Origin of the sequence: Salinibaculum sp. SYNS191 (assembly GCF_037338445.1) — an archaeon.
GTDB lineage: Archaea > Halobacteriota > Halobacteria > Halobacteriales > Haloarculaceae > Salinibaculum > Salinibaculum marinum.
Genome location: NZ_CP147838.1, coordinates 1401281 through 1418210, shown reverse-complemented (window position 1 = coordinate 1418210; position 16930 = coordinate 1401281). Strand labels below are relative to the sequence as shown.

The 16930-nt window shown below is 68.5% G+C and carries 23 protein-coding genes; 11 read left to right on the top strand and 12 right to left on the bottom strand.

Going from position 1 to position 16930, the window contains the following annotated elements:
- Positions 1 to 20: 20 nt before the first annotated feature.
- The 5 genes from WDJ57_RS07735 to WDJ57_RS07715 all read right to left on the bottom strand — a co-directional run bounded on the left by WDJ57_RS07735 (position 21) and on the right by WDJ57_RS07715 (position 3641).
- The gene (locus tag WDJ57_RS07735; protein WP_338905328.1) at positions 21 to 860 is read right to left on the bottom strand and encodes an ABC transporter permease subunit; all 840 of its coding nucleotides are present in this window, start codon (positions 858 to 860) and stop codon (positions 21 to 23) included.
- Positions 857 to 1819 carry an ABC transporter ATP-binding protein gene (locus WDJ57_RS07730; protein WP_338905326.1) on the bottom strand — a complete coding sequence of 321 codons (963 nt, stop codon included), beginning with the start codon at positions 1817 to 1819 and terminating at the stop codon, positions 857 to 859. The genes WDJ57_RS07735 and WDJ57_RS07730 overlap by 4 nt, the downstream gene beginning before the upstream one ends.
- A 128-nt stretch (positions 1820 to 1947) precedes the next feature.
- Positions 1948 to 2385 carry a hypothetical protein gene (locus tag WDJ57_RS07725; protein ID WP_338905325.1) on the bottom strand — a complete coding sequence of 146 codons (438 nt, stop codon included), beginning with the start codon at positions 2383 to 2385 and terminating at the stop codon, positions 1948 to 1950.
- A 158-nt stretch (positions 2386 to 2543) separates the two neighbouring features.
- Positions 2544 to 2813, bottom strand: a complete 270-nt coding sequence (locus WDJ57_RS07720) for a HalOD1 output domain-containing protein (protein WP_338905324.1) — start codon at positions 2811 to 2813, stop codon at positions 2544 to 2546.
- A 75-nt stretch (positions 2814 to 2888) separates the two neighbouring features.
- A complete protein-coding gene (locus WDJ57_RS07715) occupies positions 2889 to 3641 on the bottom strand; it encodes a hypothetical protein (protein WP_338905322.1) in 753 nt (250 codons plus the stop codon).
- 105 nt (positions 3642 to 3746) lie between these two features.
- On the opposite strand from WDJ57_RS07715, the gene WDJ57_RS07710 reads away from it, so the two are divergent.
- Positions 3747 to 4607 carry an ATP-grasp domain-containing protein gene (locus WDJ57_RS07710; RefSeq protein WP_338905321.1) on the top strand — a complete coding sequence of 287 codons (861 nt, stop codon included), beginning with the start codon at positions 3747 to 3749 and terminating at the stop codon, positions 4605 to 4607.
- 24 nt (positions 4608 to 4631) lie between these two features.
- Here WDJ57_RS07710 and WDJ57_RS07705 read toward each other — a convergent pair whose 3' ends face one another.
- The 3 genes from WDJ57_RS07705 to WDJ57_RS07695 all read right to left on the bottom strand — a co-directional run bounded on the left by WDJ57_RS07705 (position 4632) and on the right by WDJ57_RS07695 (position 6296).
- Positions 4632 to 5342 (bottom strand): DICT sensory domain-containing protein, encoded by a 711-nt coding sequence (locus WDJ57_RS07705; RefSeq protein WP_338905319.1) that lies wholly within the window; start codon positions 5340 to 5342, stop codon positions 4632 to 4634.
- Positions 5343 to 5349: 7 nt separating this feature from the next.
- Positions 5350 to 5739 (bottom strand): DUF7344 domain-containing protein, encoded by a 390-nt coding sequence (locus tag WDJ57_RS07700; RefSeq protein ID WP_338905318.1) that lies wholly within the window; start codon positions 5737 to 5739, stop codon positions 5350 to 5352.
- 164 nt (positions 5740 to 5903) lie between these two features.
- Positions 5904 to 6296: an Hsp20/alpha crystallin family protein gene (locus tag WDJ57_RS07695; protein WP_338905316.1), complete on the bottom strand. Its 393-nt coding sequence runs from the start codon at positions 6294 to 6296 to the stop codon at positions 5904 to 5906.
- 92 nt (positions 6297 to 6388) lie between these two features.
- Here WDJ57_RS07695 and WDJ57_RS07690 point away from each other — a divergent pair, with 92 nt between their 5' ends.
- Positions 6389 to 7624 carry a phosphoglycerate kinase gene (locus WDJ57_RS07690; RefSeq protein ID WP_338905315.1) on the top strand — a complete coding sequence of 412 codons (1236 nt, stop codon included), beginning with the start codon at positions 6389 to 6391 and terminating at the stop codon, positions 7622 to 7624.
- On the opposite strand, the gene WDJ57_RS07685 is transcribed toward WDJ57_RS07690, so the two are convergent.
- Positions 7625 to 8389 (bottom strand): hypothetical protein, encoded by a 765-nt coding sequence (locus WDJ57_RS07685; RefSeq protein ID WP_338905313.1) that lies wholly within the window; start codon positions 8387 to 8389, stop codon positions 7625 to 7627.
- 147 nt (positions 8390 to 8536) lie between these two features.
- On the opposite strand from WDJ57_RS07685, the gene WDJ57_RS07680 reads away from it, so the two are divergent.
- The gene (locus WDJ57_RS07680; protein WP_338905311.1) at positions 8537 to 8950 is read left to right on the top strand and encodes a hypothetical protein; all 414 of its coding nucleotides are present in this window, start codon (positions 8537 to 8539) and stop codon (positions 8948 to 8950) included.
- Position 8951: 1 nt separating this feature from the next.
- On the opposite strand, the gene WDJ57_RS07675 is transcribed toward WDJ57_RS07680, so the two are convergent.
- On the bottom strand, positions 8952 to 10010 hold the full coding sequence (locus WDJ57_RS07675; RefSeq protein WP_338905310.1) for a type II glyceraldehyde-3-phosphate dehydrogenase: 1059 nt from the start codon (positions 10008 to 10010) through the stop codon (positions 8952 to 8954).
- 104 nt (positions 10011 to 10114) lie between these two features.
- Here WDJ57_RS07675 and WDJ57_RS07670 point away from each other — a divergent pair, with 104 nt between their 5' ends.
- The 5 genes from WDJ57_RS07670 (at position 10115) to WDJ57_RS07650 (ending at position 13799) form a co-directional block, all read left to right on the top strand.
- Positions 10115 to 10609 (top strand): metallophosphoesterase, encoded by a 495-nt coding sequence (locus WDJ57_RS07670; protein ID WP_338905309.1) that lies wholly within the window; start codon positions 10115 to 10117, stop codon positions 10607 to 10609.
- Positions 10610 to 10672: 63 nt separating this feature from the next.
- Positions 10673 to 11629 carry an aminopeptidase gene (locus WDJ57_RS07665; protein ID WP_338905307.1) on the top strand — a complete coding sequence of 319 codons (957 nt, stop codon included), beginning with the start codon at positions 10673 to 10675 and terminating at the stop codon, positions 11627 to 11629.
- Between the two features lie 99 nt (positions 11630 to 11728).
- A complete protein-coding gene (locus tag WDJ57_RS07660; protein ID WP_338905306.1) occupies positions 11729 to 12376 on the top strand; it encodes an HVO_0476 family zinc finger protein in 648 nt (215 codons plus the stop codon).
- 1 nt (position 12377) lies between these two features.
- Complete coding sequence (locus WDJ57_RS07655; protein WP_338905305.1) at positions 12378 to 13001, top strand: protein-L-isoaspartate(D-aspartate) O-methyltransferase; 624 nt, start codon at positions 12378 to 12380, stop codon at positions 12999 to 13001.
- 48 nt (positions 13002 to 13049) lie between these two features.
- On the top strand, positions 13050 to 13799 hold the full coding sequence (locus WDJ57_RS07650) for a protein-L-isoaspartate O-methyltransferase family protein (protein ID WP_338905304.1): 750 nt from the start codon (positions 13050 to 13052) through the stop codon (positions 13797 to 13799).
- 17 nt (positions 13800 to 13816) lie between these two features.
- Here the strand turns inward: WDJ57_RS07650 and WDJ57_RS07645 are convergent, their stop codons facing one another.
- Positions 13817 to 14257, bottom strand: coding sequence for a DUF7382 domain-containing protein (locus WDJ57_RS07645; RefSeq protein WP_338905303.1), 441 nt, complete (start codon positions 14255 to 14257; stop codon positions 13817 to 13819).
- 125 nt (positions 14258 to 14382) lie between these two features.
- Between WDJ57_RS07645 and WDJ57_RS07640 the strand changes: the two genes are divergently transcribed.
- Genes WDJ57_RS07640 through WDJ57_RS07630 form a run of 3 tightly spaced genes read left to right on the top strand, consistent with a single transcriptional unit; the run spans position 14383 to position 16265 of the window.
- Entirely contained in the window at positions 14383 to 14760 is a 378-nt protein-coding gene (locus tag WDJ57_RS07640) for a fluoride efflux transporter FluC (RefSeq protein ID WP_338905301.1), read from the top strand.
- Positions 14748 to 15113 carry a fluoride efflux transporter FluC gene (locus tag WDJ57_RS07635; protein WP_380629167.1) on the top strand — a complete coding sequence of 122 codons (366 nt, stop codon included), beginning with the start codon at positions 14748 to 14750 and terminating at the stop codon, positions 15111 to 15113. The genes WDJ57_RS07640 and WDJ57_RS07635 overlap by 13 nt, the downstream gene beginning before the upstream one ends.
- Positions 15114 to 15158: 45 nt before the next feature.
- Positions 15159 to 16265, top strand: a complete 1107-nt coding sequence (locus tag WDJ57_RS07630) for an aminotransferase class V-fold PLP-dependent enzyme (RefSeq protein WP_338905298.1) — start codon at positions 15159 to 15161, stop codon at positions 16263 to 16265.
- Here WDJ57_RS07630 and WDJ57_RS07625 read toward each other — a convergent pair whose 3' ends face one another.
- On the bottom strand, positions 16266 to 16919 hold the full coding sequence (locus WDJ57_RS07625; RefSeq protein WP_338905296.1) for a hypothetical protein: 654 nt from the start codon (positions 16917 to 16919) through the stop codon (positions 16266 to 16268). It abuts the gene before it with no gap.
- Positions 16920 to 16930 lie beyond the last annotated feature (11 nt).

Sequence of the window (16930 nt, the reverse complement as noted above, 5' to 3'; positions counted from 1 at the left end):
TTCGCTCTGGTCGGGTGCGTTCAGAGGTCGGCGCGGCGGTAGCGGCGGTAGCCGATTCCGGCGGGGACGAGTGCCCACACCACGAGGACGACCAGGCTGAAGGCCTGGGAGAGGTACCACGGGCCAGCGCCGCTCAGTGACCCGGAGAGGACGCCGCCGACGGCGCTGAGATAGGCCTGGCTCGGCGGCAGATTCGCCAGGAAGGCGATGACGTCGGGCATCGCCGCGATGTCGCCGGTGAGGAACGCGGCCGGCACCTGGAAGCCGTTGAGGACGAACCAGGCCGCCAGCGGGACGATGTCCCAGGCGAACTCCACGACGACCAGCACGAGGACCGCCACGGTCGCGGCCCGCGCGGTCGAGGTGGTACTGGCCGAGATGCCGACGAACAGCGTCACGTACACCAGCACGAACAAGAGCGTCACGGCGGTAAAGAGCGCGTACTCGACGGGTTCGAGGGCCACGTTCGTCGCGAGGACGACCGCGAGCATGGCCGCGAGGCCGACGACGACGGGGATGGCGAGCACGAGCGTCCGGCCGAGAATCTTCCCGAACAGGACGTCGCGGCGGGTGTTGGGCAGGCTCAACAGGAGCTTGCCCGACCCGGACTCGGTCTCGCCGGCGACCGACTTGTAGGCGATGACCAGCGAGGCGACGGCGACGAAGATACCGACGGGGGCCGAGAGGAATCCCATCAGCCCGAGCGACGAGAGCTCACCACCGCCCGAAATCTCCGGGATGTAGGTGTACAGCGCGGCGAACAGGACGGCGAGCAGCAGGAAGGCAATCGACAGTCCCCACAGCGAGCGCGAGCGGCGGGCGTCGTTGAAATCCTTGCGCGCGACGACGGCCCAGCTCATCGCGCCACCTCCGCGGGTTCCCCGTCGGCCTCCGGCGTCGGGGCGGTGTCCTCCGCGTCGCCGGTGTAGGTCGCGAACAGCTCTTCGAGCGAGGTCTCGGCCGTCGTGAAGTCGAGCACCTCCGCGCCCGAGGATTCGAGGACGTCGAGGATGGCCGTCTTGCTGCCCTCGTCGATGGTGACCGAGACGGTCGTCTCGGTGGCAGTCGCCTCGCGGACGCCGTCGAGGACTCTGATAGCCTTCACAGCCCCCTCCGGCACGGCGTCGACGGTGATGGTCAGTTGCGTGCCGCTGCCGGCGCCGTCGCGCAGGCCAGCGATGGTATCGACGGTGACGACGCGACCCTCGTCGAGAATCGCCACGCGGTCGCAGATTGCCTCGACCTGTTCGAGGATGTGGCTGGAGAAGAACACGGTCGCGCCGCGCTCGCTCTCCTCGCGGATGATGCGGCGCATCTCGCGGGCACCGTTCGGGTCGAGTCCTGTCGAGGGCTCGTCCAGGATGAGGATGTCGGGTTCGCCGACGAGCGCCATCGCGAGGACGAGGCGCTGGCGCATCCCCTTCGAGTAGCCGCCGGCCTTCCGGTCGGCGGCGTCGGCGATGCCGACCCGTTCCAGGAGGGCCAGTGGGTCCTCGTCGGACCCCTTCGCGTCGATGGCGAACTGGACGTGCTGGCGACCGGTCAGCCGGCCGTAGACGCTGTATGCGTCGGGCAGCACGCCGGTCCGCCGTCGGATGGCGAGGCTGTCGGCCTGGGCGTCCATGCCGAGGACGCGGACGGACCCGGCAGTCGGACGGACGAAGTCCAGCAGCGTGTCGATGGTCGTCGACTTGCCCGCGCCGTTGGGGCCGAGGAAGCCGAAAATCTCCCCCTCCTCGACGGTGAGGTCGACGCCGTCGAGCGCCACTACGTCGCCGAAGCGCTTGGTCAATCCCATGAGTTCGATTGCAGATGCCATGTTTAACTGTTGATTTATTAGATATTAAATATATATTGAACAACAGTAGCACGCGTCACGGGCCCACGGAGCCGTCTCTGTGGGGGTCTCGTCGCGTGCCGGACTGGCGTGGCCCCGGGTGGGTTCAGTTACGTGGTCGAACCGGGCGGGGACTCGTGTCGCCGATTCCGGCGGCCGACCGCGTACGCGGCCACGGCCGCCGTGACGAGTCCGACGGGCAGACCGCCGGAGAGTATCGCGGTCGCGACACCGACCTGCTGGCTCGCGAGGACAGCGACGGCGAGGCCGCCGCCGCCGGCGAATCCGAGTACGGCCGCCACCGTCGCCAGGGTCCGCCGCCGCGTCCTCTCCGAGACCGACCCCGTGCTGGCGCGTTCGTCCAGCGCAGTGAGGCCGAGGTACGCGAGCGCGGCCGTCGCGACGCCGGCGAGGAGACCGACCGGGAGTCCGAGCATCGCCGACGGCCAGATGTACGGGTCCAGCGCCTCGGTCACGGCGATGCCGACGAGGGCAAAGCCGACGAAACCCGCGAGCAGCGCGGCGAGCGCTTTGAGCAGCGTGTTCATGCCTCCTCTTCGCTGTCTGACAGCATAACTCCAGACGACGGTTCTCCGGTGCCGAGAACGTGCGGCCTGTTCGCACGGCTCGTCCGTCACGTGAAGTCCGTGTGGCGATGCGACCGGTCAGGTGCGGCGCGGGTAGGTGTGTGGCCCGTACACCCTCGTCAGACGACGGTGATTCGCCCGTCGCTGGTGACCGTGACCGTCACGTCCTCGACGTCGAATTCGAGTTCCCACGTGGCTTCACCCTTGGTGGCCGCGTGGTCGTGCAGGCTGTTGAGCGCCTCCGGGTCGATGTAGTCGAACAGTTGCAGGTCCGGTGCCGCCGGCTCCGTCCCGCTGGCGGCGGCTATCTCCTCGGCGATGGCGACGGCCAGCGTCTTCCCGGACGAGGGGTCGTAGCGACCGGTCGGTGGCGTGCGCGTCGTGCTCATGACTCACGAAAACGTTTCAATTGATGTAAAAATACGTCAGACGCGCGGCAGACGGCCGCGACCCGACGCGCTCGGTCAGTCCCGGTACTCGGTCAGGCGGACCTCGACGTCGACCTCGCCCTCGTCGTAGATGACGGTCTTCGCGGCGAAGGCGAGGTCGGCGTCTATCCAGGTCTCGTACTGCGGGACGTCGTTCTCGCGGACGACAGTGACGAACACGTCGCGGCCGGCGATGCTGTCGGTGCGCTCGATGCGGTAGCTGAGCGAGTCCGACCCGCTGCTGTAACTCCAGCCCTGCCCGATCGCGAGGGTTTCACCGCGGAACGCACCCACGTATGGACCGTACAGCGCGATGAAGACGTAACTGCCGGCGGGGTTGGTCAGCAGGCTGTTGTAGGCCGTCTCCGGCGCGCCGGTCGTCTGCACCTCGAAGCGCTGCCCGTCCACGTCGCCGGTGACCGCCACGGTCACGCTGTCCTCGGCGACCGAGAGCACCTCCCAGGTGAAGGTGCCCAGGAACTCGCCGCCCTCGCGGATTTCGTACGCGTAGAACTCGCCCTCGCGGAAGTCGTAGGGGTCCCAGACGGCGTCGGCCGTCCCGCTCCCACCGGAGCCGGCACCGTCATCCCCAGTCCCGCCCGACCCGCCGCCGGTGCCACTCCCACCGGTGCCGCCCGATCCGCCGCCGCCGCTGCCCGTTCCGCCGGTGCCGCCCGACCCGCTACTCGTGGCAGTGGGGGTGGCCCCGTCGTCGGTCGGTCCGGCCCCGCTGCACCCGGCGAGGACGACAATCAGTACTGCAAGGATGGCGTAGAATCCACGAGCCATGTCACCAAGAGGCTTGCATCCGTATTATATACGTACTGACGCGTGTTAGCAGCGGACACTCCGTCGCTCGGCCAGATTTATTCCGTTCGCGGCCCAGGCGACGGTATGCTCCAGCTGGCGGTGGCGACGAACAAGCAGACCCACGATCGGATGCGGGACCCCCTCGCCGAGCGCGGCGTCGCGGTCACCTACGTCCCGACGGCAGAGCGGACCATCCCGCTCGACGCCGACTTCGGGGACTTCGACGCCGGGTTCGTCTTCCCGCCCCGTCTCGCAGAGGGCGGGGTCGTCAGCGAACTCCTCGACGTCCCCTGGGTCAACGGGCGCGAGACGGTGCTGCGGTCGCGCCACAAGGGTGAGACGCTGGCGCGACTCTCCCGTGCCGGAGTCCCGGTCCCGGAGACGGTCGTCGTCTCGGACCCGGTCGACGAGTCGGACCTGGCCGCCGCCTTCGAGCGGTTCGACCCGCCGGTGGTCGTCAAGCCGAACTCGGTCACCCGCGGCATCGGCGTGGCGAAGGCGACGGATCTCGATTCCTTCCTGGGAATCTGTGACTACCTCGACCTGGTCCACGACTACAGGGCGACCGGCGACTGTTCGTTCCTGGTCCAGGAGTACGTCGCCGACGCCCGGGACTACCGCGCGATGTGCATCGACGGCGAGTACGTCGGGGCGGTTGAGCGCCGCCTGCCCGACGAGGCGCTGGCGGCCGGGCAGTGGAAGCACAACGTCCACCGCGGTGCCGTCGCGACTGGCGTCGACCTGCCCGACGACCTCCGTCGGCTTGCCGAACGGGCCGCCGCGGCGATGGATATTCCCTTCGTGGGAATCGACCTCCTGGTGACCGACGACCGTGCGGTCGTCAACGAGACCAATGCACGGCCGACAATCGACGAGGCGACGAAGTACGAGGCGGGATTCTACGACGATTTGACGGCGTTGATTCGGGCGACCGCGAGCGAGTGATAGTCAGTTGGTGACGGTGCCGGGTCAGTCGTCGGTCGCTTCGAGGTCGGCGAGGATTTCACCGACGGTGTCGGGGTCGTAGGTCCAGGTGCCGGCGTACTCGTCTTCACTCTCCTGGCGCGCGACGAGCGCGCAGGCCTGCATCTCCTCGCCGCCACCGTCGAAGGCGACCACCCAGAAGCGGTCGACGGACTCGGCCGTACTCGGATGGTAGGTTATGCCCTCGATATCCGGCGGCGACCAGTCGTCCTCGCCGTAGACGTGGATGTCCAGCGCCGTCTCGGTCGCGAGATGTCTGTAGACTTCCGTCTGTGCCTCGAACACGGAGAACGACTGGAAACTGGCCCGGAGCGTCCCGTGTCCGACGCGGAACGCGCGGTCCTCTATCTCGCGGCTGGCGCCGAGCAACTGCCGGCGGTCGAGCGAACTGAAGACGGTGTTCTCCAGCAACTCGAACAGGGCGCGATAGCCGGCGGAGACGTCCTCGCGGGACCCCGGCCGGACCACCGGCGGCGCGAGCAACTCCTCCAGGTCTGCGAGGCGGAGCGCCCCGATGAACTCCCCGTCGTCGTGTATCGTGACGAACGGCTCGGGACCCCCGTCCGGGAGCCGGCGCTGCTCCACTGTCACGCCGCGGTTCTCGAACTGTGCCGTGAGGTCGGCGTCCCCGTCGGTCGTGTAGACGGTAAAGTGCTTCCGGTGCTGGTGGGCGTCCGCGACGAGGGTTTCGAGCATCGGAACCTCACTCCTCGGCGCGCTCGACGCTCATGCGGATCAGTTCCGTGGCGTCCTCGTCGAGGTTCCCGAGCGAGACGCGTCCGCTCCCCTCGTCGTAGTCCACGAGGTCGCCCGCCGCGAGCAGCGGCAGGTCGCGGTGTTTGAGCCTGACTCGCGCCTGCTCGTACGCCTCCGGCGAGGCCATGGTGCCGCTGTCCGCGGTGTCCCAGCCCACGAGCAGCCCTGCGAGGTCGTCGAGCGTTGCGGCGTTCTCTTCGAGCAGGTACGCGAGGAGGCGTCGGCGCGATTCCTCGGCCAGCGCGCGGAAGAACACGTCGTCCGCGAGCCGCGAGGACGCGCTGTCCTCTGCTTCCGAAGTGGTGGTCCCCGTCCGCCGTTCGTTCTCTCCCCCCATAGTAGTTGAGATAGTGCAGTCTTTCGGAAAAGTATTCCGCCGGGCTGAGGGGGCTGAACTACCCTATCGAGGCCGTAATCCGGGGCAGCGGTGGCAGAAGCGAGGTCCGTGCCGTGGTCCCGACACGTCGCCGCCAGCGTCGACTCCCAGGAGGGGCTGTCGTCTCAGATGTCGATGTCGGTGGAGTCGTCCCCTCGCTCGAAGCTCACTTCGAGGACGCCGTTGTTGTAGGTGGCGTCGGCGGAGTGCTCGTCGACGCGCGTCGGGAGGTCGACGCGCTCGCGGTAGTCGCGGTCGCCGCTGCCGGCCGAGACGTACAGCGTCGTCCCGTCGCATTTCAGGTCGATGTCGTCCTTCGAGATGCCGGGGACGTCCGCGACGACTCGCACGGTCTCGTCGGTCTCGTGGACGTCGAGGTGGACGTCGTGGCCGCCGTCGGGGGTTCCGCTCCTGCCGTGTTCGAATCGGAACTCGGCGTTCGTGCCCATCATCTCGTTCATCATCCGCTCTATCTCGTCGAAGAAATCGTCGAAGGGGTCGTCGCGGTCGTCTCGCATACACCTCCGTTGGAGCGGTACCGCTGAAAAGGCTTCGCCCGGCCGGTCGAACATCGCGGAGTACTAATAGCTGGTTACCGCACTGCTATCCAATGAGCTACAAGACCCTCGACGACCTCGACGACGGCCAGCGCGTGCTCCTCCGTGCTGACCTGAACTCACCAGTCGAGGAGGGTCGCGTCCAGGACAACCGCCGCTTCGCCCGCCACGCCCGGACCGTCCGGGAACTGGTCGAGAAGGGTCACCGCGTCGCCGTCCTCGCTCACCAGGGCCGCCCCGGACGGGACTCCTTCGTCCCGCTCGAACAGCACGCCGACATCCTCGCCGAGCACGTCGACCAGCCGGTCAAGTACGTCGCCGACACCTACGGGCCGTCCGCTATCGAGGCCATCAACGACCTGGCACCCGGCGACGTGCTCCTGCTGGAGAACGTCCGGATGACCGACGACGAACTCCCGGAGAAAGAGCCCGAGGAACACGCCAAGAGCGGGCTTGTCAAGCGCCTCTCCCGGGAGTTCGACGCCTACATCGGCGACGGCTACTCCGTCGCCCACCGCAAGCACGCCTCCATCGTCGGCTTCCCGCTGGTGATGGACGCCTACGCCGGCCGCGTCATGGTCGCGGAGTACGAGGCCAACTCCTCAATCGCCAGCAAGGAGTTCGACGGCGAGGTGACGATGGTCGCCGGCGGCAAGAAAGCCACCGACGTCATCGAGGTGATGACAGCGCTGGAGGACAAGGTCGACAACTTCCTGCTGGGCGGCATCGCCGGCGAACTGTTCCTGCGCGCGGTCGGCTACGACGTGGGGCGGGACATCGGGGACATGGACCTCTACGACGAGCAGTACCACCGGAACCGCGAGAAGATACAGCACATGATAGAGGCCCATCCGAGCGAACTCGTCTACCCGACGGACCTCGCCTACGAGGACGAGAACGGCGAGCGCGCGGAGGTGACCGTCTCGGACGTGAAGAACAAGGACCACGACTACCTCGACGTGGGCGCGGACACCACCTCCCGCTACGCCGACATCGCCGCCCACTCCGGCGCGGTGTTCGTCAAGGGTGCGCTGGGCGTCTTCGAGGACGAGCGCTTCGCCTACGGCACGACGAACATCCTCGAAGCCATCGCGGCCTGCGACGGCTTCTCTGTCGTCGGCGGCGGCGACACCTCCCGCGCAATCAACATGTACGGGTTGCGCGAGGAGGACTTCTCGCACGTCTCCATCGCCGGCGGGGCCTACATCCGGGCGCTGACCGGCAAGCCGCTGCCCGGCGTGGAAGTCCTCAAGCGGGCCAACGAGGCCGAAGCGGAAGTCGCCGAGTAGTCAGACCTCTTCGATTGTCGTGTCGGGATTCGGTCGCAGGCTCGTCAGAATCGTCTCCGTCATCGTCTGGATCCCGTCGAGACAGAGCAGGACCTGCTCGCCCTCGTCGTCGCGACGGAGAATCGAACTCAGCGTGTCCATCTCGACGGGGTAGTAGACGTTTTCGGCCCCCTCGTAGGGGAGCCACATCCGGTAGGTCGCGAGTTCGGCGTCGGGGAAGCCGACGACCGGAATCGGCTCGCCGGCGAAGGTCACCTCGCGGACGACTTCGGCCGGATTGTAGTCGCCGCTCGTCGCGTCTGCCACTTCCTCGTCGACTTCCGTGGCTGTCAGCGGCTCGAAGCGCTGGCCGACCCGGATGCCGGCCGACTCCGTCTCGCCGTCGACGGTGACGACCGCGCTGGAGACACCCTGACTCCGCCCACCCGGCCCTTCGAGAGCGTCTTCCACGTTCCACGAGTCGACGTAGTCGAAGGTGAAGATAAACGGCGTCCCCGCGGCGTCGTACGCCGTGGGCTCGCCGGTCAGTCGGCGACAGTTCGGGTCGGGACTGTCGTCGGGCGTCGCCGTCGCGTCACCGGTGGCCGTCGCCCGTTCCGCCTCCGACTCGCCGCTGGCGCTCGGCGTCGTGGTGCTGTCGCCGTTGCCACCATCGCCAGAACTCCCGTCTGCGGGTACGTCGCCGCCGGAACAGCCGGCCAGTACTCCCATCGTTGCTGCCGCCACCCCGAGAAATCGACGCCGCGTCGCCGGTGTCCGTTGCATGTCACTCGTGTGGTGGCTGATTACTTATACTTACTCACATGCCGCGAACGCGTCGCTAGCGGTCTTCTATCGCCTCGCTGTCGATGTCCCGCGTCGGTCCTGTCTGGTACTGATACGTTCAATAGTCACCGACCCCTCTGGGTCGGTATGAACGAGGAGACGGTGCGGCGGGTCCTGGCCGAGCACATCGAATCACCGGTCGAGGTGGGGAGCTACCGCGGCATCGACGGGCTCTGGGTGAAGGTTCGGCTCGACCCGCGCATCGAGAACACGATGCGGCCGACCTCTCTGTCGCTGTCGGGCGCGACGGTCGACGAGATGAAGGTCCGCTTCGTGGCGACGACGGCCGACAGAGACGTCGTGATGGACGCCCTCGCCGACATCGAGGCTCTCACCCCCTCCGACGGGGAGGTCTCTGCCGAGAACCACGAACTCTCCGAGGCCGACGAACTCTGGCCGCACATCTACTACGAGAACCTCGCGCTGTCGGAGGCGGCGGACTGCCTGGAGATAATCGAGGACGAACCGCTGCCGACCTACCGGCGACCCGACGAGGCGTAGGTCAGTCGTCGGCCGGCGCTTCCGCGGCGGTCCGGGTCGGCGCGAGGCCCTCGTCCAGCCCCATCGCCTCGTTGGTCCGCTCGATGCTCTCCTGCTGGTCGGCCTCGCCCAGCACCGCCCGGATGGCGTCGACGTTCTCCGGAACCACGTCGGACTCCTGGTGGATTGCCTGGAACAGGTACAGGTCCGACCCTTCCATCGAGACGGACTCGCCCCAGATGCAGTTCTCCCAGATGTCCGCCCGCGGGCGGCCGGCGTCCTGCGCGAGTTCCTTGATGGCTCCCGCGCCGTCCAGTCCGAGCCACTCGGGGATGACGAACGTGCGCGACTGCGATTCGAGCAGGTCCCGCACCTCGGCGGCGTCGGGTTCGGCTTCGAGCGTGACGTTGATGCTGTGCATGTGCATCAGCGTCGCGGGTACCTTCAACCCGAGCGTGTCGATGGCGAGGTCGGGGAAGATGGTGTTCACGTCGGGGCCGTGGTGGGAGGGGAGCGAGACCGGGTTCGGCAGGATGTCGTTGATGGGGCCGCGCCCGGACTGGGCGGGGTCGCCGCCGCGGCGGACCAGCGTGGCGCGGACCTTCTCGATGCCGTACTCCTCTTGCAGCGGCGCGACGAGTCGCGAGAGCCCGGTCGTGTTGCAGGAGACGACGCGCACGAGGTCCTCGCCCGCGACGGTGTCGTAGTTCGAGCGGGCGTTGAAACTCGCGTCGACGACGTCCTCGTCCTCGCCGCCCTGCAGGAGCGCCGGCGTGTCGTACTCGGCGTACATCTCGGCGTTGTCCGCGCCGATGCCGGAGGGACAGGCGTCGACCACGATGTCGCTTTCCTCGACGAGTTCCTCCACGTCGCCGGCGATGTCGATGCCGGCCTCGGCGAACAGGGGCTTGCGCTCCTCGACGGCCGCGTAGAGGTCGAACCCCTTCTCGACGGCGCCCGACGCTTCGAAGTTCGGCCGGGTCTTTGCGACGCCGACGACTTCCATGTCCGGCTGTTGCCGGACCGCGTCGGCCACCCGCTTCCCGATGGTACCGTACCCGTTGATACCTACTCGTATCATTGCCCGGACGTTCGCCGCTGGCTATCAAAGACGTTGTGATTGGCGCTATTTCCCGGCCGACCGTCTCCCAAACCGTGATACCGCCGCCAGCCGAACGACAGCGCATGAAGGTCGGCATCGTCTCCGACACGCACGACAATCTGGACGTGGTAGAGCGAGCAGTCGAGCACTTCGCGGACACCGCAGACGTGGTGATTCACTGCGGGGACATCGTCGCGCCCTTCGCCGCGCGGCCGTTCGACCGCGACGAGTTCGAGTTCTACGCGGTCCGCGGGAACAACGACGGCGAGTGGGCGCTCAAGCAACTCGTCGACGAGTTCGGCGTCTACCTCGGCGAGATGGGCGAACTCGTCTTAGACGACCGCCACGTCGCCGTCTACCACGGCACCAGCGAGGCCATCGTCGGTGCCTTGCTGGACTGCGGGCACTACGACTACGTCCTCCGCGGGCACACCCACGAGCAGGTCCACGACGAGCGCGACGGGACGGTCCACGTCAATCCGGGCGGCATCCCGACCAGTCCCGGCGGGGGCGAACCACCGGCGGCCGTCGTGCTGGACACGGAGTCCGGCGACGTTTCGTTCACCGACCTGCGGTGAGCGCCGCCGGGGTCGCCGTCCGCGGCAGTAACACCTATTTTTCGGCCGTCCCACGTCGGGCGTATGAACAACTCGCTGCGCGAGCCCGCACAGACCGCCGTCGAGCAGTGCATGGGCCTGCGCCCCGACGAGTCGTGTCTCGTCGTCACCGACGACGAGCGCAAGGCCATCGCGGAGGCCCTCTACGCGGTGGCCCGCGAGACGACCGACGACGTGGCGATGATACGCTACCCGCCGGGTGACCAGCACGGCGAGGAGCCGCCGGAACCGGTCGCCACCGCGATGACCGGTGCGGACGTCGTGCTCGCCCCGACGACCAAGAGCCTGAGCCACACCACTGCCCGGATGGAGGCCAACGAGGCCGGTGCCCGCGTCGCGACGATGCCCGGCATCACCGACGGCGTCTTCCTGATGGGCCTGAAGGCCGACTACGAGAGCATTCTCCGGGAGTGTGGCCGCATCCGCGACGCCGTGAGCGACGCCGACGAGATTCGCGTCACGTCACCCCAGGGGACCGACATCACTGTCGTCCCCGGCGACCGGGAGTGGCTGGAGGACACCGGCATCGTGAGCAAGCCCGGCCAGATGACGAACCTCCCGGCCGGGGAGGTGTTCGTCAGCCCCGAGACGGCCGACGGGACCGTCGTCGTCGACGGGACGATGATGCCCCACGGCAAACTGGAGGCGGGGCAGGAAATCGAGTTCACCGTCGCGGACGGCCAGGTGACGAGCATCGAGGACGACGCCCTCCGCGGGGACGTCGAGGCGGCCGCAGAGAAGGTCGGCGAGGACGCCTACAACCTCGCGGAACTGGGCATCGGGACGAACGTCGCGGTCACGGACCTCGTCGGGTCGGTCCTGCTCGACGAGAAGGCCGGCGGCACGGTCCACTTCGCCATCGGCGACGACCACGGCATCGGCGGCGACGTGGAAGCGCCCATCCACCTCGACGGCATCCTCCGCGAGCCGACGGTGTACGCCGACGGGGAGGTCGTCGACCTCCCGAACAGCGAGCGGTGAGCGGAGCGAACCGCGAGCAGGGACGGAGATTGAATTGCCGACCGCCGACTGAGACCGCCGAGGCCCACGCCTTTTATACGGGACTGTCGTAGGTGGGCTATGAGCGATACAGCAGAGCGGGTCCCGCTCGCGTGCCCCGCCTGTTCGCCGGATCTGGAGACGGTCCACGAGGTCCTCAAGCCCGGCGGCCAGGCGACGGTGCGGTGCACGGAGTGTGGACACGTCCACAAGGAGGAGCTACCGGAGGAGCAGACGGTCGAGACGGACGTCGTCGTCTCGCAGGACGGCGAGTCGTTCCCGGCGTCGGTCGACGTCCCCGCCGACGAGACGCTGGCCACCGGCGAGGAGTTCCTGCTGGAGACCGAGGAAGCCATCATGACCGTCCGCATCACCAGCCTCGAAGTCGGTGAGGGTCGCCAGGACGAGGCCGTCGGTGAGGACGTAGACACCATCTGGACGCGGGCCGTCGGCAACGTCAGCGTCAACGTCACCGCCCACCCGAAAGGTGGCAGGCACGACGAGACGCGCAGCTACGACCTGCAGGTGCCCGGCGACTACGAGTTCGTCGTCGGCGAGACGGACGAACTGAGCAACGAGGAGTTCACCGTCGAGGGCATCCTCGTCCGGGACGACGCCGTCGGCTACGACTTCGAGAAACTCGACCACGACGGCGACAGCGTGGTGGCGAAAGACATCAAACGGCTGTACGTCCGCGACGAGTCGACCACCGCCTGGTCGGCGTGGTAGGATGGACCGGGCGGCCGAACGCCACGCGCTGGTCGACCGCCTGACCGACCGGGAGGACCTCGACGGCGACACCACCGCGGCGATGCGTGCCGTCCCGCGGCACCTGTTCGTCCCCGAGGAAAAGCGGGGGGTCGCCTACGAGGACACGCCGCTGCCCATCGGCGAGGGCCAGACCATCAGCGCGCCGCACATGGTCGCCATCATGACGGGCCTGTTAGCTCTGGACGAGGGCGACGAGGTCCTCGAAATCGGGACCGGCTGTGGCTACCACGCTGCCGTCACCGCCGAAGTCGTCGATGCCGAGCACGTCTACAGCGTCGAGTACCACGAGCGACTGGCCGAGCGCGCCCGCGAGACGCTCGACCGGGCCGGCTACAGCGGCGTCTCGGTCGCGGCCGGCGACGGGAAGGGCGGGTGGCCGGCCCACGCACCGTACGACCGGGCCTACCTCACCTGCGCGGCGGCGGACTTCCCGCAGGCCGTCGTCGACCAGGTCCGACCCGGCGGTATCTTGCTCGCACCGCTGGGGAAGCGCCGGCAGTCGCTCGTCCGTGCGCGCAAGCGCGACGACGGCTCGCTGGCGCGCGAGGAGCATGGCTACGTCCGGTTCGTCCCGCTGCAGTGACCCTGCCGCGGGCGGGCAATTCATTACCGTCCGCGCCATGGCTCGGGTATGGACCCGGCGGTGCTGCGGGACGACATGGTCGACAGCCTCGAACACGAGAGCAAGGGCTGCGTCCGGAGCACGGCCCTGTCGGTCGCGATGCGCGCCGTCCCCCGCCACGAGTTCGTCGACGACGAGCGCGCGGCCTACGCCGACCGCGCCTTCGAACACTTCGGGACGCGCGTGCTCGCACCGAGTACCGTCGGCCGACTCCTCGAAGCCCTCGACCCCGACGCGGACGACTCCGTGCTCGTCGTGGGTGCCGGCGTCGGCTACACGGCCGCCGTCGTCGCGGAGATCGTCGGCGAGCAGAACGTCCAGGCAATCGACATCACGCGCCGGCTGGTCTACGAGGCCCGCGACAACCTCCGGCGGGCGGGCTACGAGGGGGTGCTCGTTGACTGCCGCGACGGCGCGAACGGCTTCCCCGAGTACGCGCCCTACGACCGGATTCTGCTCGAAGCCGCGGCCGTGCGCCCGCCGCGGGCGCTGGTCGACCAGCTCGCGCCCGACGGAACGCTGGTGATGCCGCTGGGCGCACACGACCAGGCGCTGGCGGTCGTCGACCGCGACGGCGCGGCCGAACGCCTGGGGTCGTGTGCGTTCGACCCGATGCTCGTGGAGGGCGAGCAGGCCGACACCGTCGAGCGCAACCGCACCCGCCGGGAGGACCGCGAGTTCGCCGAGCGCGACGCCCAGCGCCGGAAGGGGTGGGAACTCGACTGGATAGACTGGGACGCGGACGCGCCGACGCGGTAGCGGACCGTCCCCGCCGGTCAGCGCACCACGAGCAGCGCCGCGTTCGCGCGGCGGTCGGCGTAGTTCCCGCTGGGCGGTTTCACCTCGAACTCGACGGTCCCCTCCATCTGGTTCGGTCCCAGCGTCGGCGACAGCGAGAACGTCGCCGTCCCGTTGCGGTCGGTCTCGGCCGTCTCGACGCCGCCGAGGCGTGCGCTCCCGCTTCTCGCGACCACGGTCGCGTCGGCGACGGGCGACCCCTCCGCGTCGACGACGGTCACGTTCACGTCGGTCTGGCCCGGTCCGACGACGTCGGGCTGTGGTCGGGCGTCAAGTTCGCTGACGCCCAGCGAGCCCAGGCCGGAGATGGTGTTCATCATCACGCCCATGCACGCGACGCCGACGACGAGCGCGATGACGAGCCGAATCGGCAGTCCCTCGATGGCGCGTTCGTCGCGCCGGATGCTTCGGTCGGTCACGCGCCAGGGTGGTCCCGCCTCCGGTCATAAACCCCGGCACGGACACTTTTGACGGATGGCGCAGTCACCGCCCCGTCCGCCGGAGACCGAAACGGACGAATGGGGGCGGCGTGTCCGGGCAGACGATGACGGGTCCGCTGTGGCGACGTCTCTACCCCTTCGCGCTCATCGCGGGCGGAGGTTTCGTCGGGGCGGCGCTTCGCTACTGGGTCGCCCTCGCGCTCCCTGCCGCGTTCCCGTGGGGGACGCTCGCCGCCAACGTGGGCGGGACCTTCCTGCTCGGAATCCTGCTCTACGAGGCTCACCTCGCGGACGTGCTGAGCGCGGAGACGCGGCTGCTCGTCGGGACCGGCTTCTGCTCGTCGTTTACCACCTACAGCACCTTCGCCGCCGAGACGACGCACCTCTCGACGCAGATGGCCGCGGCCAACGTCGCCGCGAACTACGCGCTCGGATTTCTCGCGGTCCTGCTCGGGCAACTCGTCGCGAGGTGGGTGTCGTGACGTCCCTTTCGCCGTTCCTGCTCGTCGGGGTCGGCGGGGTCCTCGGCGCGCTCTCGCGGCATCTGCTGGGCGAGCGCATCGACACCCGGACGGCCGATACGCTCGCCGTCAACGTCGTGGGGAGCTTCGTCCTCGGGGCGCTGCTGGCCGCGCCGCTGGATAGCTCGCTGTTGCTCGTCTTCGGGACCGGCTTCTGTGGCGCGTTCACGACGTTCTCCACGTTCGCCTTCGAGACGGTCCGACTCGCGGAGACCGGCGACCCGCAGCGCGCGGCAGTCAACGCCGTCGTCAACCTCGTCGGGGCTGTCGCGGCCGTCCTCGCGGGCGGTGCGCTGGTGACGGCCGTCCTGTGAGTTGGCGGTCGCCGGGTTGAAATTGCCCCCGTCCGTGGGTCCGCCATGGACCCGGAGACACTCCGTGCGGACATCCCCGCGCTCGACGACTGCGTGTACCTCAACACCGGCGCGAGCGGGCCGAGCCCGCGCCGCGTGCTGTCGGCGGCCACCGGCTTCCACGAACGTCACAAGTTCGAGGCTCCCTGCGGCGACGGGATGTACCCGACCGCCATGGAGACCAAGGAGCGCGCCCGCGAGACCATCGCCCCATTCGTCGGAGCCGACCCCGAGGAACTCGCGCTGACGCGCAATACCGTCGAGGGTATCAACCACGTCGCCGGTGCAATCGACTGGGAACCCGGCGACGTGGTCGTCCGGACGGACCTCGAACACCCCGCAGGCGAACTCCCCTGGCAGCGCCTGGAGGACCTGGAGGACATCGAGGTCCGCGAAGTCGCGACCGAGCGCGGCCGACTCGACCTGGACGCGCTGAAAACGGCCGTCGCGGACGCGCGCCTGCTCTGTCTGAGCTCGCTCACCTGGAACTTCGGGACCCGACTGCCCATCTCGGAGGTCGTCGACATCGCCCACGACGCTGACACGCTGGTGCTCGTCGACGCGGTCCAGTCCCCCGGGCAGGTCCCCGTCGACGTGCACTCGTGGGGCGCGGACTTCGTGGCCGGGTCTGGCCACAAGTGGCTGCTCGGCGCGTGGGGGTCGGGCTTTCTCTACGTCGACAGCGACCGCCTGGAGGACCTGGAACCGCGCCGTATCGGCTACTTCTCGGTCGACCGCGACGCTCCGGGCGACCGCTACACCTACGCGCCCGATGCCAGCCGGTTCGAACTCGGCACGACGGCGCTCGCCCCCTACGTCGGCCTGGCCGAGAGCGTCGACCTGTTCGGCGAACTCGGTATGGACACCGTCCAGTCGCGCATCGAGCGCCTGACCGACCGGCTGAAGGCGGGGCTGGGCGACCGCCTGCTGAGCCCCCGCGAGTACGAGTCCGGGCTGGTTACCTTCGAAGCCGAGGACCCCGACGCGACGGCCGACCGCCTCGCCGAGGCTGGCGTTCAGATTCGCTCGATTCCGGACCCACACGCCTGTCGCGTCTCGGTCCACGTCTTCAACACCGCAGCAGATATCGACCAGTTGCTGGACGCGCTCTGATTACTCGTCGCCGACCGGTTTGCGCCGGAGTTCGTCGATGCGGTCCCGGAGTTGTCCGAGTTCCGACTCCAGTTGCTCGCGGCGGTCGATAAGTTCGCTCAGTTCGTCGGTGTTGACCGAGTGGTCCTGCTCTAAGGCGGCCTCCAGCGCGTCGTTGGTCGCCTGCACGAGGTAGCTCGCGGACTGGAGGACCTCCTGCGGTGAGCTTCGGGACTCGTAGAGCACCATCTCGCCGGAGTGGGCGGTGTAGGCGATGAGCGGGACCTCCTCCTCGGCGTGGTAGCTCGTGGTCACGTCCATCCCGGTCATCGGGTTCTTGCGGTCGTTGGCGACCTCCATCCGGACGATGTTGAACGGCTCCGCCAGGGTGGGGTAGGTCTCCGCGATGTCCCGGAGCCTGTCGGCCGGGCCGACGCCGAGTTGTCCCTCGACGTCGCCGAAGAAGTGCTTGGAGTTGGTCAGCGCGAGCGCCACCGCGAAGAAGGTGCTGCGACTGTGTTCCGCGAACTCCCGGATGCGCCGTCGGACCGCTTCATTGTCGCCCTCGATGGACAGCTGTTCCAGTTCGTCGAGCAGCCGTCGCGTCCCCTGTTCGCGCTGGAGGAACTCCTCGACGATGGCTCCCGGCATCTCCTGGCTGTCCACGTCGTCCATACCCGCCGTTG

Bases quoted from the DNA above. Each gene is read 5' to 3' on its own strand.
- WDJ57_RS07650 (WP_338905304.1), top strand. From the start codon at position 13,050: ATGGACCCGGCGGTGCTGCGGGACGACATGGTCGACAGCCTCGAACAC.
- WDJ57_RS07720 (WP_338905324.1), bottom strand. From the start codon at position 2,813: ATGAGCACGACGCGCACGCCACCGACCGGTCGCTACGACCCCTCGTCC.
- WDJ57_RS07725 (WP_338905325.1), bottom strand. From the start codon at position 2,385: ATGAACACGCTGCTCAAAGCGCTCGCCGCGCTGCTCGCGGGTTTCGTC.
- WDJ57_RS07685 (WP_338905313.1), bottom strand. From the start codon at position 8,389: ATGCAACGGACACCGGCGACGCGGCGTCGATTTCTCGGGGTGGCGGCA.
- WDJ57_RS07665 (WP_338905307.1), top strand. From the start codon at position 10,673: ATGAACAACTCGCTGCGCGAGCCCGCACAGACCGCCGTCGAGCAGTGC.
- WDJ57_RS07690 (WP_338905315.1), top strand. From the start codon at position 6,389: ATGAGCTACAAGACCCTCGACGACCTCGACGACGGCCAGCGCGTGCTC.
- WDJ57_RS07655 (WP_338905305.1), top strand. From the start codon at position 12,378: ATGGACCGGGCGGCCGAACGCCACGCGCTGGTCGACCGCCTGACCGAC.
- WDJ57_RS07680 (WP_338905311.1), top strand. From the start codon at position 8,537: ATGAACGAGGAGACGGTGCGGCGGGTCCTGGCCGAGCACATCGAATCA.
- WDJ57_RS07710 (WP_338905321.1), top strand. From the start codon at position 3,747: ATGCTCCAGCTGGCGGTGGCGACGAACAAGCAGACCCACGATCGGATG.
- WDJ57_RS07675 (WP_338905310.1), bottom strand. From the start codon at position 10,010: ATGATACGAGTAGGTATCAACGGGTACGGTACCATCGGGAAGCGGGTG.
- WDJ57_RS07630 (WP_338905298.1), top strand. From the start codon at position 15,159: ATGGACCCGGAGACACTCCGTGCGGACATCCCCGCGCTCGACGACTGC.
- WDJ57_RS07640 (WP_338905301.1), top strand. From the start codon at position 14,383: ATGACGGGTCCGCTGTGGCGACGTCTCTACCCCTTCGCGCTCATCGCG.
- WDJ57_RS07715 (WP_338905322.1), bottom strand. From the start codon at position 3,641: ATGGCTCGTGGATTCTACGCCATCCTTGCAGTACTGATTGTCGTCCTC.
- WDJ57_RS07670 (WP_338905309.1), top strand. From the start codon at position 10,115: ATGAAGGTCGGCATCGTCTCCGACACGCACGACAATCTGGACGTGGTA.
- WDJ57_RS07730 (WP_338905326.1), bottom strand. From the start codon at position 1,819: ATGGCATCTGCAATCGAACTCATGGGATTGACCAAGCGCTTCGGCGAC.
- WDJ57_RS07660 (WP_338905306.1), top strand. From the start codon at position 11,729: ATGAGCGATACAGCAGAGCGGGTCCCGCTCGCGTGCCCCGCCTGTTCG.
- WDJ57_RS07735 (WP_338905328.1), bottom strand. From the start codon at position 860: ATGAGCTGGGCCGTCGTCGCGCGCAAGGATTTCAACGACGCCCGCCGC.
- WDJ57_RS07625 (WP_338905296.1), bottom strand. From the start codon at position 16,919: ATGGACGACGTGGACAGCCAGGAGATGCCGGGAGCCATCGTCGAGGAG.
- WDJ57_RS07700 (WP_338905318.1), bottom strand. From the start codon at position 5,739: ATGGGGGGAGAGAACGAACGGCGGACGGGGACCACCACTTCGGAAGCA.
- WDJ57_RS07705 (WP_338905319.1), bottom strand. From the start codon at position 5,342: ATGCTCGAAACCCTCGTCGCGGACGCCCACCAGCACCGGAAGCACTTT.
- WDJ57_RS07695 (WP_338905316.1), bottom strand. From the start codon at position 6,296: ATGCGAGACGACCGCGACGACCCCTTCGACGATTTCTTCGACGAGATA.